This is a genomic window from Nonomuraea monospora (genome assembly GCF_039531895.1).
Classification (GTDB): Bacteria; Actinomycetota; Actinomycetes; order Streptosporangiales; family Streptosporangiaceae; genus Nonomuraea; species Nonomuraea monospora.
The window spans coordinates 23756-38004 of record NZ_BAAAQX010000051.1; the positions used below are offsets into that span (position 1 = coordinate 23756).

Below are 14249 nucleotides of genomic sequence, written 5' to 3' on the forward strand. Positions count from 1 at the left end.
CTCAGGTGATGCATGAGATTCACGCTTCGAACGTTCCAAGGGATGACAGAAACTACATAACGTATCTGTCACGAAACGGAGGGTTACTGACCGGTTTGACGGATTGTCGTGGACCCGGGTGAGTAAAACGACGCATTGGAGACAGCGATCTCGCGTGGATAATCGGGTCTGTGCCAACGCCCGGTCCCACGCCGTACCTTCCCCCGGCCACCCAGCCCGTGCGCGGCGTGGTCTGGGCCATCCACCTGATCCTGCCGCTGCTCGGCCTCTGGCTGCTGCTGGCCCAGCCGCACATCAACGTCTTCTGGCAGCACAACGCCAGCCACTTCTGGCTGATCGTGCTGGTCGCGGGCGTCAACGTGGTGCTCGGCGTGCTCATCAGCGAGGCCTCCAGACGCCGGCGGGACGCCCGGCTCTTCCTGGTCTCCATGGTCTTCCTCACCAGCGCCGGGTTCTTCTTCCTGCACGGCCTGGCCACGCCGAAGGTCATCCTGCCCACCGGGTCCGTCGGGTTCGACCTCGGGCAGCAGGTGGGGCTCTCGATCGCCTCGGTGTTCGCGCTCGCCTCGGCGCTGCCGCTGCGGGAGCGGGCCGCCAACGCGGTGCTGGGGTCGCAGCACTTCATCCGCGGGGCGCTGCTCGGGTTCCTGCTGCTCTGGGGGCTCGTGTCGCTGATCCCCGGCCTGACGCCGCTGAGCGAGCCGCCGATGGTCTCGCCGATCGACTGGCTGGTGTGGGCGTCGGTGCCCGGCCTGCTGGCGTACGGGGCGGCCAGCGTGATGATGTTCCTGCTGCACCGCAAGCGGCCGGCGGCCATGCTGATCAGCCTGATCACCGCGTACGCGCTGCTGGCCGAGTCGATGATCGCGGGCATGTCGCAGCTCAACTGGCACCTGTCCTGGTGGGAGTGGCACATCCTGCTCACGCTGGCCTTCGTGTTCGTCGCCTACAGCGCGTACCTGCAGTTCAGGCGGGAGGGGTCGAGCGCGGGCCTGTTCGACTCGGTGGCGCTGACGGCGACCGTCCGGCGCATCCAGCGCGACTACGACGAGGCGCTGGAGGAGCTGGTCGAGCACGTGCGCAGGGGCGAGCCGCTGGCCGCGACCCGGCTGTCGGGCAAGTTCCGGCTCAACGAGGGCCAGGCGGCGGTGCTCGACCGGGCGGGCGAGGCGCTCGCCAACGAGCGGGAGCTGTCGGAGCGGCTGGCCGCGCTGGTGTCGGTGAGCGCGCAGACCAAGGTCGGGCTGCCGGAGAACGAGCTGCTGACGGTGTCGCTGGAGCGGGTGCGGCAGGCGTACGGTGACGTGAAGATCGCCCTGGTCTCGGAGGGGAGGACGCAGATCGGCTCGCGCGACTACGCGTTCACCGACGGCAACCCGATCAGGCGCGACCAGCTCCTGGCCTTCCCGCTGACCGTCAAGGGCAACCTGGCGGGCGTGCTGGAGGTGCCGGTCGGGCGCACCAGCCAGGACGAGGCGCTGGCCGCCACGCTGGCCGGGCAACTGTCGATCTCGCTGGAGAACGCCCGCCTCTACCAGGAGCTGCACACGCTCTTCCACCAGTACATGTCGCCGGACGTGGCCAACGCGCTGCTCGCCGACCCCGCGCAGGCGGCGCTGGGCGGCCAGCTCAAGGAGCTCACCGCGCTGTTCGCCGACCTCAAGGGCTTCACCACGTTCTCGGAGAAGGTGACGCCCGGCGAGATCGTCGAGATGCTGAACCGCTACCACACGGCCGCCGTCCCCTGCATCCTGAACAACGGCGGCACGATCGTGCAGTTCGTCGGCGACGCGCTGCTCGCCCTGTTCAACGCGCCCGCCACGCAGGACGGGCACGCCCGGCAGGCCTGCAAGGCGGCGCTGCAGATGCAGCGGGCCGCCGCCGAGATCGCCGAGGAGATGGCCTGGAAGGTCGACACGGTCGAGTGGCCGACGTTCCGGGTGGGCGTCAACACCGGGCCCGCGCTGGTCGGCAACATCGGCAGCCCCGAGCTGCGCGGCTTCAACGCCATGGGCGACGCCGTGAACGTGGCCGCCAGGCTCCAGACGCTGGCCGAGCCGGGCACGGTGGTGATCGGGGATACCACTTACCGGCAACTGGGCGACGGGGCGAAGGTGAATCCGCTGGGACCGCTCAACCTCAAGGGCAAGGAGGAGCTCGTCACGGCGTACGTTCTGACCGAAATGACATAGTGGGACGGTGCGCGTACCGACATAATCGGGCGCATGGATTCAGAGCCCGGCGAGTTCCTGACCATGCTCACGCCCGAGGAGGTCGAGGCGCTGCGCTCGGCCGGCCGGGTGCGGCGCTGGGACCGGGGCACGACCATCATGACCGAGGGCGACACGTCCGACTGGGTGCTCGTGCTGACGGAGGGCAGGGTCAAGTGCTCCTCCCACACGAGCGGCGGCACCGAGGTGGTGCTGGCCGTGCGCGGGCCCGGCGCGCTGCTCGGCGAGCTGTCGGCGATCGACGGCTCACCCCGTTCGACCACCGTGACGGCGCTGGAGCCGATCTCCGGCATCGTGGTGCGTGACTTCACGAGCTTCCTGGAGACCCACGGGCGCATCGCCGTCCTGCTCATGCAGCTCATCAGCAACAAGCTGCGCGACTCCGACCGCAAGCGCATCGAGTACGGCGCGTTCGACACCACGGGCCGGGTGGCGACGCGGCTGCTGGAGCTGGCCGACCGGTACGGCGAGAAGACCAACAGCGGCGTGCGCGTGGCGCTGCCCCTGTCGCAGGACGAGCTGGCCGGCTGGACCGGCGCCTCCCGCGAGGCCGTCAGCAAGGCGCTGCGCACGCTGCGCGACCGTGGCCTGATCGAGACGGGCAGGCGGCGCGTGGTCATCCACGACCTCGAAGGGTTGCGCAAGCGAGCAAGGTGACCCCTGGGGCGAAACCGGACGTACGCCGTACGTCATAGTGGAGGCATGGTCGCGGTCACCCCCCAAGACGACACCCGAATGCGCTACGCCTGGCGGGTGTGCGCGGTCACCAGCCTGGGCCTCGTCCTCATCGGCATCGCCGGCAGCACCCTGAACGTGGCGCTGCCCACCGTGGTGCGGCACTTCCACGCGGACGCGCTGGAGTCGAACTGGATCCTCCTGTCGTTCCTGCTGGTCAACACGGCGAGCCTGGTGTTCTTCGGCCGCGTGGCCGACCTGCTCGGCAGGCGGGAGGTGTACCTGACGGGGTTCGCGCTGTTCACCGTGGCCTCGTTGCTGGCCGGGCTGTCGCCGGACGTGTGGTTCCTGATCGCGATGCGCGTCTTACAGGCGATCGGCGCCGCCATGATCCTCGCGAACGGCACCGTGATCATCACCGACGCGTTCCCGCCCGAGCGGCTCAGCCAGGGCATGGGCGTCTACATCGGCACGCTGTCGGTGGCCCAGCTCGCCGGGCCGACGCTCGGCGGCCTGATCGCCGAGGCGGCCGGCTGGCAGTGGATCTTCTGGGTGAACGTGCCCGCCGGGCTCCTGGCCCTGGGTGTGGGCGCGGCGATCTTACGCAAGGTGCCCAGGCAGCCGAAGGAGCCGGTGGACGCACTGGGCAACGTGCTGGTGTTCGCGGCGCTGTCGGCGCTGCTGCTGGCGCTGTCCACGGCGGGGTCGAGCGGGCCGTTCAGCCCCGTGGTGCTGGCCGGCGCCGGCCTTTTCGTCGTGCTGGTGCCGCTGATCGTGCTGGCCGAGCGGCGCGCCCCCAACCCCGTGCTGGACCTGCGGCTCTTCGGCGGGCGGCTGCTGACCTACGCGAACCTGGCCTCGTTCTGCAACGCGCTGGCCCGCTCCGCGCTGATCCTCGTGGTGGCGCTGTACTTCCAGGCCGCCAGGGGTGTGGACGCGTTCGCGGCGGGGCTGAGCGTGCTGCCCGTGCCGGTCGGGATCGGGCTGGCCTCGCCCATCGTGGGCGCGCTGGGGCGCAGGGTGTCGCCGTACGCGCTGTCGATCGGCGGCGCGGTGCTCAGCGCGGCCGGGCTCGGCACCCTGATGCTGACGGCCGACCCCGCGACGCCGTACTGGGTGATCGGGGTCAGCCTGTTCGTGGCGGGCTGCGGCAGCGGAACGTTCCTCACGGGCAACACCACGCAGGTCATGCGGGCGCTGCCGCCCGGCAGCCTGGGCGTGGTCAACGGCTTCCGCGTCATGGTGATGAACGTCGGCATCGTGATCAGCGTCGGCCTGTCACTGAGCCTGCTGACCGCCTCGGTGGGACCGGGCGTGCGGGCCCAGGTGTACGCAGGGACCCTGTCCACGCTGTCACCGGTGGCGGTGGGCCAGCTCATGGACGGGTTCCAGCGGGCGTACGCGGTGCTGTTCTGCGTCGCGCTGCTCGGGGCGGTTCTGGCGGCACTGGCTCGCTCCCGGCGCTCATAGTGTCCGCTCCGAGGCGGTTCGCTACGCCATCCTTCGCACCTACAAGGAATTGCTGCTCGAACAGGCCGCGGCGGACGCGGGCCGCCTGCGCAACGATCCCGACGATCAGGCCGAGATGCTGGCCATCCAGCGCTTCATGGGCGTCGCCGAGTGATATTCCGAGGCGCCGTCTACGAGATCAAGGCCCTGCCAGGCGCTCGCGAACATGAGCAGCAGGGGCGCCGCTGTGCGGTGATCGTTCAGTCGGACCGGTTCTCGACCAGCACCGTCACCGTGGCCATGACCTCCACCAGCGCCGGGCCCGCCATCTACCGGCCCGAGATCGAGCTCGATGGCACCAAGTCCCGAGTGCTCACGGATCAGATCTACTCTGTGGCTCCATCAAGACTCGGCGCTTTCAAGGGCGCGCTCGAGGCACATGAGAGCGCGGAGCTGGATCGCGCTCTCATGCTGAAGCTCGGCCTCATCTGAGAGCGGCGGCCAGGCGCGACTCCACGTCGCGGTAGCGGGCGACCGGGACGAGGTGCACGCCGGCGAAGGCGCCCGTGTCGCGCAGGGCCAGCACCTGCTCGCAGGCCGCCTCCACACCCGCCATCCGGTCGGCCGCCACCGCCTCGACGAGCTGCTCGGGCAGCGCGATGTCCGGGATGGCGGCGGCCAGGGTGCGGGCGTGCCGCTCGCTGGCCAGCACCATGACGCCGGCGTAGACGGGCACCTCGACCGGGTGCTCCTCGCGCCACCGGAGCTGCTCCTCCACCGAGAAGCTGACCTGGGAGAACAGGAAGTCGGCCGTGCGCTTCCAGGCGGGCAGCGGGCGCAGCCCGGCGGCGGCCCCCACGCGGAAGTCCGGCGAGAAGCTCCGCGCCTCCTCGATCATCGAGCGCACGGTCAGGTCGCTGGTCCTGTTGCCGCTGGTCGGCTTGTCGCCGTAGACGAACAGGAACTGGTCGACCCCGTACGCCGCCGCCGTCAGCAGGTCGCGGCGGAAGCCGAGCAGGTTGCGGTCGCGCGAGTTGAGACAGGCGATGCCGCGCCCGCCCATGGCCTCGACCTCGTGCGCCACGGCCACGCTGGAGACGGTGGCGCGGCCGATGTGGTTGTCGGGGATGAGGAACCCGTGGGCGATCTTGCTCATGGTGCCGATCTGGTGCCGTACGTGCTTCAGATCGGGCTTGGTCGGGGGTTCGATCTCGCAGATCAGCTCGAAGGGCATGATCACGACTCTAACGTCCGGCCGCGAGCGCTTCTATGCCGCCCAGCACGAGATCGACGCCGAAGGTGTCGTACAGCAGCGGGTCCGTGCCGCCCACCAGCGGCCCGGCCATCTCCACCAGGTGCGGGTACCTGTCCACGGGCAGCGTCTGCAGCCCGACCTGCTTGGCCCTGACGCGCTCGGCCCTGCCGGGCTCCGCCACCCCGTGGACCGGGGCGTCGGCGATGGCGATGGCGCTCTGCAGCAGGTACTTGGTGATCAGGCAGCTCTCGTCCACGCCGAACCCGGCGGTGCGGGCCAGGCCGAGCGCGAGGTCCCAGACGGCCAGGAAGTTGGGCACCGCGACGGGGTCGATCTGCTCCAGCACGTTCTTGGCGCAGGGGTGCGTGCGCAGCGCCCTGATCAGGCCCTCGGTCAGGTCGCGGAGCTGGGCCTGCCAGGGGCGCTCGTCGGCGGGCTCGGGCGCGAAGCCGCCGATGAGGTGGTCGGCCATGCCGACGAGCAGTTGCTCCTTGTTCTTGTAGTGCCAGTAGAGCGCCATCGGGGTCACGCCGAGGTCCGTGGCCAGGCGGCGGATGGTCACGGCGTCGAGGCCTTCGGTGTCGCCGATCTCCAGGGCCCGCTCGGCGATGGCCTGTGCGGTCAGTTTTCCCATCACGGTTGACAACTATACGGCGTACAAGGCTAACTATACGACGTACAAGTACGCTGTATAGGAGGTACTGCCGTGCGTTGGTGGGCATTGGTCGCTGTGACCTTGGGCACATTCATGACTTATCTGGATAACAACGTGGGGAATGTCGCATTGCCCACGATCCAACGGGAACTGGGCCTGACCATCTCCGGGCTGGAATGGATCGTGAGCTCGTACATCCTGGTCTTCGCCGGCCTCATGCTGGCCGGCGGGCGGCTCGCGGACGTGCTGGGCGCCCGCAGGGTGTTCCTCGGCGGGCTCGCCGTCTTCACGCTGGCCTCGCTGGCCGCCGGGCTGGCCACCTCGGGCGGGATGCTGATCGCCGCGCGGGCCGTGCAGGGCGTCGGCGCCGCGCTGCTGACCCCGACCACGCTGTCGTTGATCAGCCAGATCTTCCCCGACCCCGCCGAGCGCGGCAGGGCGGTGGGCATCTGGAGCGCCTCCGGCGCGCTGTCCATGGCGCTCGGCCCAACCCTGGGCGGCTTCATCAGCGAGAACCTGCACTGGGGCTGGATCTACCTGATCAACGTGCCGATCGGGGTGGTCACCGGCGGGCTGGCGCTGTGGGCCGTGCGGCCCGCCTTCACGCGGGTGCGCCGCAGCCTCGACCTGCCTGGCCTGGCCCTGTCGGCGCTGGCCCTGTTCGCGCTGACGTTCGCGCTCATCGAGGGCGAGAGCCTCGGCTGGGCCTCGGCGCCGATCCTGGCCGCGTTCTGCGTGTTCGCGGCGGCGGTCGCGGGCTTCCTGGCGGTCGAGACGCGGGCCGCCGAGCCGATGATCGCGGTCTCGCTGTTCAGGTCGCGCGTCTTCAGCGGCGGCGTGCTGACCAGCGGCATCTGGTCGTTCGGGGTGTTCGGCATCTACTTCTTCAGCGCCCTGTGGCTGCAGAACGTGCTCGGCTTCTCCCCCACCCAGGCCGGCGCCTTGTTCGTGCCGATGGCGCTCGTCATGGGCGTGATGGCGATCCTGTCGCAGCAGGTCAGCGCGCGGCTCGGGATCGGCCGCACGGTCGCGCTCGGGATGGCGCTGATGGGCTCCGCGATCCTCCTGCTCTCCCGCGTCGGCGGCGACGGCGACTACGCGGACGTGGCGCCCTGGTTCATCCTGTACGGCCTCGGCGGCGGCCTGCTCGTCCCCCTGACCTCCGCCGTGCTCAACGGCATGCCCAAGGAGCGCTCAGGCGTCGCCTCGGGCGTGCTCAACGTCTCCCGCGAGGTCTTCGGCCTGCTGGGCATCACCGTGCTGGGGGCGCTGCTGACCGCCAGGCAGAACGCGAGCGGCCTGCCGCCGCTGCCCGCCTTCCTCGACGGCTACCGGTTCACGCTGGTCGTCGCCGCCGTCGTGGTACTGGCGGCCATCCCGGTCGCGCTCTACTCGCTGCGCCCCCAGCCGGACCCCGAGGAGCCTCAGGCCGCCGCCACCCCGGAAGCCGTCGGGTCCTCGAACTGAGTGCGGTACAGCTCCTCGTAGCGGCCCCCGGCGGCGAGCAGCTCGGCGTGCGTGCCGCGCTCGGCGATCCGGCCGTCCTCGATCACCAGGATCAGGTCGGCGGCGCGGACGGTGGAGAGCCGGTGCGCGATCACCACGGCGGTCCTGCCTTCGAGCGCCTCGCCCAGCGCCGCCTGCACGGCCGCCTCGGAGGTGGAGTCGAGGGCCGCGGTGGCCTCGTCCAGGATCACCACCCGGGGCCTGGCCAGCAGCAGGCGGGCGATCGTCAGCCGCTGGCGCTCGCCGCCCGACAGCCGGTAGCCGCGCTCCCCCACCATCGTGTCGAGGCCGTCGGGCAGCGACCTGATGAGGGTGGCCAGCCGGGCGCGGGTGAGCGCGTCCCAGATCTCCTCCTCGCTCGCCTCCGGTCTGGCCAGCAGGAGGTTGGCGCGGATCGTGTCGTGGAAGAGGTGGCCGTCCTGGGTGACCATGCCGAGCGTGTCGCGGATCGAGTCGGCGCTCAGGTCGCGGACGTCCACGCCGCCCAGCCGTACGGCGCCGGAGTCGACGTCGTACAGGCGGGGCAGGAGCTGCGCGATCGTGGACTTGCCCGCGCCCGACGAGCCGACCAGCGCCACCATCTGCCCCGGTTCGGCCCGGAACGAGAGGCCGTGCAGCACCTCGACGCCGCCGCGCGTGTCGAGCGTGGCGACCTCCTCCAGCGAGGCCAGCGACACCTTGTCGGCCGCGGGGTAGGCGAAGCGCACGTCGTCGAACTCGACCGCCACCGGGCCCTCCGGCACCTCGCGGGCGTCCGGCTTGTCCTGGATGAGCGGCTTGAGGTCGAGCACCTCGAAGACCCGCTCGAAGCTGACGATCGCGCTCATCACGTCCACGCGGGCGCTGGCCAGCGCGGTCAGGGGCGCGTACAGGCGGGTCAGCAGCATGGCCATGGCCACGACCGCGCCGGGGGCGAGCTGCCCTGCCAGGGCGTAGAAGCCGCCGAGGCCGTAGACGAGGGCGAGCGCCAGCGCCGAGACCAGCGTGAGCGCGGTGACGAAGGCCGACTGGGTCATGGCCGAGCGCACCCCGATGTCGCGCACCCGGCGGGCCCTGGCGGCGAACTCGGCCGACTCGTGCGCGGGCCGGCCGAACAGCTTGACCAGCGTCGCGCCCGGCGCGGAGAACCGCTCGGTCATCTGGGTGCCCATGGCCGCGTTGTGGTCGGCCGCCTCGCGCCGCAGCCGGGCGATCCTGGTGCCCATCCGCCGCGCCGGCAGCACGAACACGGGCAGGAGCAGCAGCGCCAGCAGCGTGATCTGCCAGGAGATGCCGATCATCGCGACGAGCGTCAGCAGGAGCGTCACGACGTTGCCCGCCACGCCGGACAACGTGTCGGTGAAGGCCCGCTGCGCGCCGATCACGTCGTTGTTCAGCCGGCTGACCAGCGCGCCGGTGCGGGTGCGCATGAAGAACGCGACCGGCATGCGCTGCACGTGGTCGAAGACGGCCGTCCGCAGGTCGAGGATCAGGTCCTCGCCCAGGCCCGCCGACAGCCAGCGGTTCAGCAGGCCGAGCCCCGCCTCCGCGATCGCCAGGCCCGCGATCGCCAGCGCCACCGCCACGACCACGCCGATCGGCTCGCCGGCGAAGATGGCGTCCACCACCCGGCCCGCCAGCAGCGGCGCCCCCACCGCCAGGCCCGCCATCACCACGCTGAGCAGCAGGAACAGCGTCAGCTTGCGGCGGTGCGGGCGCGCGAAGGCGCCGATGCGGCGGAGCGTCGCCCTGGACACAGGACGACGCTCCGGCCGGTCGTTCATCGAATAAAGCTGGTGCCAGGCCGTCACTTCCATGCTCATGACATGGACGCTACGACCTCAAGTTAAGTCGAGGTCAACCCCCGACCTTCTTGCCGCCCGCGTGCCAGACCACGGCCACCGACGGGCGCGGCTGGCTGCCCTCGCCGTCGGGCCAGCGGCTGCTCGGGGCGTCAGGGCTGGCGCCGTCGGTCTCACCGGGGTGCTGCACCGCCACGAAGACGCTGCGCTGGTCGTCCGAGACGAGCGGGCCGCAGGTCTCGGCGCCCACCGGCACGGTGAGGAACTGGCGCACGTAGCCGCGCTCCCTGCCCCTGACCGGCATCACGAACAGGCCGTCGTTCGTGCCGAGCGCGTTGCCGTCGGTGGAGATCCAGAGGTTGCCGTCCTTGTCGAACGTCACGTTGTCCGGGCAGGAGATCGGCGAGACCTTGGTCTTGTCGAAGCCGGCGAAGTAGGTCGAGGCGTCGTTCGGGTCGCCGCAGACCAGCGGCAGCGACCAGGCGAACGTCGTCTCGCCCGCGTCGTCGCGCCGCTCCACGATCTCCAGGACGTGGCCGTGCTTGTTGGACGGGCGCGGGTTGGCCTCGTCCACCTGGGCCGCGGTGCGGTTGGTGTTGTTGGTCAGCGCCACGTAGACGCCTCCCGTGACCGGGTTGCGCTCGATGTCCTCGGGCCGGTCCATCTTCGTCGCGCCGCCTTCCACCTTGTCGGCGGCCGAACGGGTGTAGACCAGGACCTCCTGGGCGGTCATGCCGGCCACGAACGACCTGTCGCCCGAGACCAGCGGCTTCCACTCGCCGTAGCCGTCGAACTGGCCGTCGGAGGGCAGCTTGCCGGTGCCGTCCAGCTCGGCGGCCGGGCTGTCGCCGGTGAACTTGGCCACGTACAGGGTGCCCTCGTCCAGCAGGCCGCGGTTGTGCCGGTCGAAGCCGGGGATGTAGCGGTCCTTGGAGACGAACTTGTAGATGTACTCGAAACGGCCGTCGTCACCCATGTAGACGACCAGGCGGCCGTCGCGGGCCAGCGTCGTGGTGGCGGCCTCGTGCGCGAAGCGGCCGAGCGCCGTGTGCTTGATCGGCGTGGAGTCGGGGTCGAACGGGTCGATCTCCACGATCCACCCGAACCTGTTGACCTCGTTCGGGTGCTTGGCCAGGTCGAAGCGCTCCTCGACGCGGTCGAAGCGGCGGCTGGAGGACGGCGTGCCGGTGGTGATCGAGTAGCGCGTGATGTACGGCTTCTGCGCCTCGGGGACCTTGTCGGCGTTGACGAAGTACTGGTTGAAGTTCTCCTCGGTGGTGAGCACCGTGCCCCACGGGGTGGTGCCGCCCGAGCAGTTGTTCAGCATGCCGACGGGCGTGGTGCCCCTCGGGTCGGCGGCCGTCTTCAGCAGGTCGCTGCCCGCGGCGGGGCCGGTGAACTTCATCTTGGTCTGCGCGGTGATGCGCCGGTTGTAGCGGCGGCGGCCCTTGGTGACCAGCTTCCACTCGCCCGTCCGGCCGGCCCGCTCGATCTCCACGACCGAGCCGCCGTGCGCGGCCAGGCCGATCCTGATCTGCTCCTCGGTCGCCGTCGCGCCGCCGGTGTACCCGCGGAACATCAGGCTCTCGTCGGTGTACTCGTGGTTGACCCACATCAGCGCGCGGTCCCTGCCCATCGGGAAGACCGTCACGTAGTCGCAGTTGTAGCCGAACTGCTTGTTCTGGGCGTCGGCGCTCTGGTTGTCGAAGTCGAACTCCGGCGCGCCGGGCAGCACCGGGTCGCCCCAGCGCACGACCACGGAGGACTGGTAGCCGTCCGGGATGGTCAGCTTGTCATCCTTGTTCGGCTGCACGGCGGTGAAGCGGATGTCGCTGCCGCCGCCACTGCCGCCGCCACTGCCGCCGCCACTGCCGCCGTGCCTGGCGGCGTCCGCCTCGGGCTCGTCGGCCAGGGCCGGCACGGCGCCCGCCACGCCCGTGCCCACCACGATCGCGCCCAGCGCGCCCGCGCGCAGCACGCCACGGCGCGACAGCGCCTGCTTCACCACGTCGCCGAAGTAGGCGTTGTCAGTCGTGTTGGCCACGTCATGCGCGCACGCGTTGCCGCAGCGGAACTGACAGGTCAACGCGGATCGGCCACCTTTGTGCGGGGTCGAGAGCAGCGGCAGCAGCCGCCTCCCCGCGTTAGGGTTCGCCACAGGTCCTCCATATATGTGCGCGGTTCTACCGCCGGGAGGTTACGGTCGCCGTCGAAACCTCAGGTGAACGACGACCTCCGTCTCGATGAACGCTGCCCGGGAGAGAATGTCAGGGTGCCACCACGCAAGATGGATCAGGAAAAGCTGAGGGCCGCCCTCGACGGCCAGCTCGTCGCGCTCGACGAACCGCCTTACGACGGGCCCGCCTCCGCGCTGACGGCCGCGCTGGTGGCCGCCGTGCTAGCCGCCTACGAGCGGGGGCTGCGGCCCGAGCGCGACGCCGCCAGGATGGCGGTGCGTCACCTGCTGGACAGGCTGGCGAGCGCGGCGCCCGGCAGGACGGTCGAGGTGCGCGTGCCGCCGTACGCGGCCGTGCAGGCCATCGAGGGGCCCAGGCACACGCGGGGCACGCCGCCGAACGTGGTGGAGATGGATGGGCGGACCTGGATCGAGCTCGCGCTCGGGCGGTTGACCTGGGACGAGGCCATGGCCCGAGGCGCGATCTCGGCCAGCGGCTCCCGAGCCGACTTGTCAGAATATTTGCCGCTTTAGCGGGTGCCGCTCATCCAGGGGAACTTGCTCTCGAAGCACCGGTCCGCGAGCTGACCCGGCAGGTGGGCGCACTCCTGGACCACGTTCCAGAACCAGATGGCCACGATCGCGAACAGGATCAGCGACAGGACGCTGATCGCGATGCCGGCGATGGCGCGGCCCTTGCCCGCGTGCTTGGCCAGCGCCACCCAGCCGAAGACGATCGACAGGATCGCGGTGATCAGGCCGGTGAAGCAGACGAAGACCAGGAACGGGCTGGCTACGCCGAGGACCAGCGAGGCGGTGGCGAGGCCGCTGCCTGGCCTGTCCTGCTCGTACTGGCCGTACTGACCGTACTGACCGTAGGGGCCGCCTGGCTGGCCGTGGGTGCCCGGCTGGCCTGGCTCTCCGTACGGGCTGGGCTGGCCGTAGGGGCTGGGTTGGCCGTACTGGCCGGGCGGCGTGGCCTGACCGGGCTGGCCGGGCTGACTCTGCTGACCGGGCTGGCTGTGCTGGCCTGGTTGGCTGTGCTGGCCTGGTTGGCCGTATCCGCCTGCCGGGGAGCCGTAGGGGGCGCCTGGAGGCGGGGGTGGCGGGTAGCCGGGCGGGCCGCCGTACGGGCTGGAGGGCGTCGTGCCCGGCACCGTCGGGTCCTGCTCCGGCTGGTCACCCTGCTCGTAGCGGGACGGTTCCGGCCGGGAGGGCGGCTCCTCCTGCGGCGGGCCGCCCCAGCCCGGGTAGGACGGGGTGGCGCCGGGGATCGGGTACACCTGGGTGGCCTCCGCGTCGCCTCCCGTGGGCTGCGGGGTCTCGGGCGAGGTGGGCAGGTCGGGATGGGACGGCTCACCGGCGGGCCTGGGCTCGTGCGTCGGCGGCACGTCGGGACGCGGCACCACGGGCGGGACGGGCGCGATCGGCTCCTCCTCGCCAGGCTCCCGCCCAGGCTCTTGCCCAGGCACGTGCCCGGGCTCCCGCTCCGGAGCCGGAGGGTGGTCGGGCGTCACGCCCGGGGCCGGGCTGCCTCCTGGAGCGGCGCCGCCGGTGGGACCCGCGCCGGGCGGGCCGCCGGATGACCACTCCTCAGGCTCCTGGTCACCACCCGTAGGCCCGCTCTCGTACGGACGCGGCTCGTACGGGCTCGCCCCGGAGTCGCTCGCCCCGGACGGACGCGACTCGGCCGGGCCCGGCTCGGACGGGCGGGACTCGGGCGGCCATTCGTCCTCCGGCAGCGTGCCCTCGCTCCACCACTCAGGCTCATGCTGGGGCGGCGCACTCTCCGGCCGGCCCTCCTGCTGCCGGTCACCGTACGGCCGGTCACTGTGCGGCCGGTCACTGGGCGGCTGGTCCTCCTGCGGCCGATCACCGTGCGGCCGGTCACCGTGCGGTCGCTGCCCTTCGCGGGGCTCGTTCGGGTCCTCAGGTGTGGTCACGTCTGCGTCTCCCGAGGGTCTGCATGCCGGATACTTCACCCTTTCGCGGAAGCCGTCGGCTAAACCACGCGACACGGTAAGACGACGCTCATCCTTGGGTCACCATGCGCCAAAGCACCAGGCGGGAGGCAAGATGAGTGCATGCTGGACGAGACCCTGACGTACGCGCTCATCAAGCTCATGAAGGCCCACCGCAACCAGCTCGCCGCCGCGCTGGTCCCGCTGGGCCTGCACGTGGGCCAGGAGCTGCTGCTCAACCAGCTCTGGCGCGAGGACGGCCTGACGCAGGGCGAGCTGATCGCCAGGCTGGGCGTCGAGCCGCCGACCGTCACGAAGACCCTCCAGCGCCTGGAGCGCGCGGGCATCGTCTATCGCGCCCCCGACCCCGACCGCCCCCGGATCGGCCGTGTGTACCTCACCGACACGGGCAAGGCCCTGCGCGAGCCGGTGCAGCAGGTGTGGAACCAGCTCGACGAGGACCTGCAGCGCGGCTTCACGCCCGAGGAGCGCGAGCTGCTCGCCAAGCTGCTGCGTGTCACGCCCGACGGCCGCTTTCACTGCTAGCGAAACACCCTTGT

12 protein-coding genes are annotated in these 14249 nt (G+C 71.0%); 7 read left to right on the top strand and 5 right to left on the bottom strand.

Features of this window, described 5'->3' with window-relative positions:
- Nucleotides 1-170 precede the first annotated feature (170 nt).
- The 4 genes from ABD331_RS54285 (at nucleotide 171) to ABD331_RS54300 (ending at nucleotide 4847) form a co-directional block, all read left to right on the top strand.
- Nucleotides 171-2192, top strand: a complete 2022-nt coding sequence (locus tag ABD331_RS54285) for an adenylate/guanylate cyclase domain-containing protein (RefSeq protein ID WP_344494287.1) — start codon at nucleotides 171-173, stop codon at nucleotides 2190-2192.
- Nucleotides 2193-2225: 33 nt separating this feature from the next.
- Nucleotides 2226-2888 (top strand): Crp/Fnr family transcriptional regulator, encoded by a 663-nt coding sequence (locus tag ABD331_RS54290; RefSeq protein WP_344494288.1) that lies wholly within the window; start codon nucleotides 2226-2228, stop codon nucleotides 2886-2888.
- A gap of 45 nt (nucleotides 2889-2933) precedes the next feature.
- Nucleotides 2934-4376: an MFS transporter gene (locus ABD331_RS54295; protein ID WP_344494290.1), complete on the top strand. Its 1443-nt coding sequence runs from the start codon at nucleotides 2934-2936 to the stop codon at nucleotides 4374-4376.
- Between the two features lie 150 nt (nucleotides 4377-4526).
- Nucleotides 4527-4847: a type II toxin-antitoxin system PemK/MazF family toxin gene (locus ABD331_RS54300; protein WP_344494292.1), complete on the top strand. Its 321-nt coding sequence runs from the start codon at nucleotides 4527-4529 to the stop codon at nucleotides 4845-4847.
- On the opposite strand, the gene ABD331_RS54305 is transcribed toward ABD331_RS54300, so the two are convergent.
- Together ABD331_RS54305 and ABD331_RS54310 are read right to left on the bottom strand one after the other, a co-directional pair.
- Nucleotides 4840-5589, bottom strand: a complete 750-nt coding sequence (locus ABD331_RS54305; protein ID WP_344494294.1) for a methylenetetrahydrofolate reductase — start codon at nucleotides 5587-5589, stop codon at nucleotides 4840-4842. The genes ABD331_RS54300 and ABD331_RS54305 overlap by 8 nt on opposite strands.
- A 10-nt stretch (nucleotides 5590-5599) precedes the next feature.
- Nucleotides 5600-6244, bottom strand: coding sequence for a TetR/AcrR family transcriptional regulator (locus tag ABD331_RS54310; RefSeq protein WP_344494409.1), 645 nt, complete (start codon nucleotides 6242-6244; stop codon nucleotides 5600-5602).
- Nucleotides 6245-6340: 96 nt separating this feature from the next.
- Here ABD331_RS54310 and ABD331_RS54315 point away from each other — a divergent pair, with 96 nt between their 5' ends.
- Complete coding sequence (locus ABD331_RS54315; protein WP_344494296.1) at nucleotides 6341-7732, top strand: MFS transporter; 1392 nt, start codon at nucleotides 6341-6343, stop codon at nucleotides 7730-7732.
- Here ABD331_RS54315 and ABD331_RS54320 read toward each other — a convergent pair.
- On the bottom strand, nucleotides 7690-9573 hold the full coding sequence (locus tag ABD331_RS54320) for an ABC transporter ATP-binding protein (protein ID WP_344494298.1): 1884 nt from the start codon (nucleotides 9571-9573) through the stop codon (nucleotides 7690-7692). The genes ABD331_RS54315 and ABD331_RS54320 overlap by 43 nt on opposite strands.
- 34 nt (nucleotides 9574-9607) lie before the next feature.
- On the bottom strand, nucleotides 9608-11638 hold the full coding sequence (locus tag ABD331_RS54325; protein ID WP_425566267.1) for a PhoX family protein: 2031 nt from the start codon (nucleotides 11636-11638) through the stop codon (nucleotides 9608-9610).
- A gap of 201 nt (nucleotides 11639-11839) precedes the next feature.
- Here ABD331_RS54325 and ABD331_RS54330 point away from each other — a divergent pair, with 201 nt between their 5' ends.
- Nucleotides 11840-12262: a sterol carrier family protein gene (locus tag ABD331_RS54330; RefSeq protein WP_344494302.1), complete on the top strand. Its 423-nt coding sequence runs from the start codon at nucleotides 11840-11842 to the stop codon at nucleotides 12260-12262.
- Here ABD331_RS54330 and ABD331_RS54335 read toward each other — a convergent pair.
- Entirely contained in the window at nucleotides 12259-13671 is a 1413-nt protein-coding gene (locus ABD331_RS54335) for a hypothetical protein (RefSeq protein WP_344494304.1), read from the bottom strand. The genes ABD331_RS54330 and ABD331_RS54335 overlap by 4 nt on opposite strands.
- A 141-nt stretch (nucleotides 13672-13812) precedes the next feature.
- Here ABD331_RS54335 and ABD331_RS54340 point away from each other — a divergent pair, with 141 nt between their 5' ends.
- Nucleotides 13813-14235 carry a MarR family winged helix-turn-helix transcriptional regulator gene (locus ABD331_RS54340; RefSeq protein WP_344494307.1) on the top strand — a complete coding sequence of 141 codons (423 nt, stop codon included), beginning with the start codon at nucleotides 13813-13815 and terminating at the stop codon, nucleotides 14233-14235.
- Nucleotides 14236-14249: the final 14 nt, after the last annotated feature.

What these genes read in the sequence shown, in the direction of transcription:
- ABD331_RS54290 (WP_344494288.1), top strand. Translation starts at nt 2,226, where the DNA reads ATGGATTCAGAGCCCGGCGAGTTCCTGACCATGCTCACGCCCGAGGAG.
- ABD331_RS54295 (WP_344494290.1), top strand. Translation starts at nt 2,934, where the DNA reads ATGGTCGCGGTCACCCCCCAAGACGACACCCGAATGCGCTACGCCTGG.
- ABD331_RS54305 (WP_344494294.1), bottom strand. Translation starts at nt 5,589, where the DNA reads ATGCCCTTCGAGCTGATCTGCGAGATCGAACCCCCGACCAAGCCCGAT.
- ABD331_RS54310 (WP_344494409.1), bottom strand. Translation starts at nt 6,244, where the DNA reads ATGGGAAAACTGACCGCACAGGCCATCGCCGAGCGGGCCCTGGAGATC.
- ABD331_RS54320 (WP_344494298.1), bottom strand. Translation starts at nt 9,573, where the DNA reads ATGAGCATGGAAGTGACGGCCTGGCACCAGCTTTATTCGATGAACGAC.
- ABD331_RS54330 (WP_344494302.1), top strand. Translation starts at nt 11,840, where the DNA reads ATGGATCAGGAAAAGCTGAGGGCCGCCCTCGACGGCCAGCTCGTCGCG.
- ABD331_RS54340 (WP_344494307.1), top strand. Translation starts at nt 13,813, where the DNA reads ATGCTGGACGAGACCCTGACGTACGCGCTCATCAAGCTCATGAAGGCC.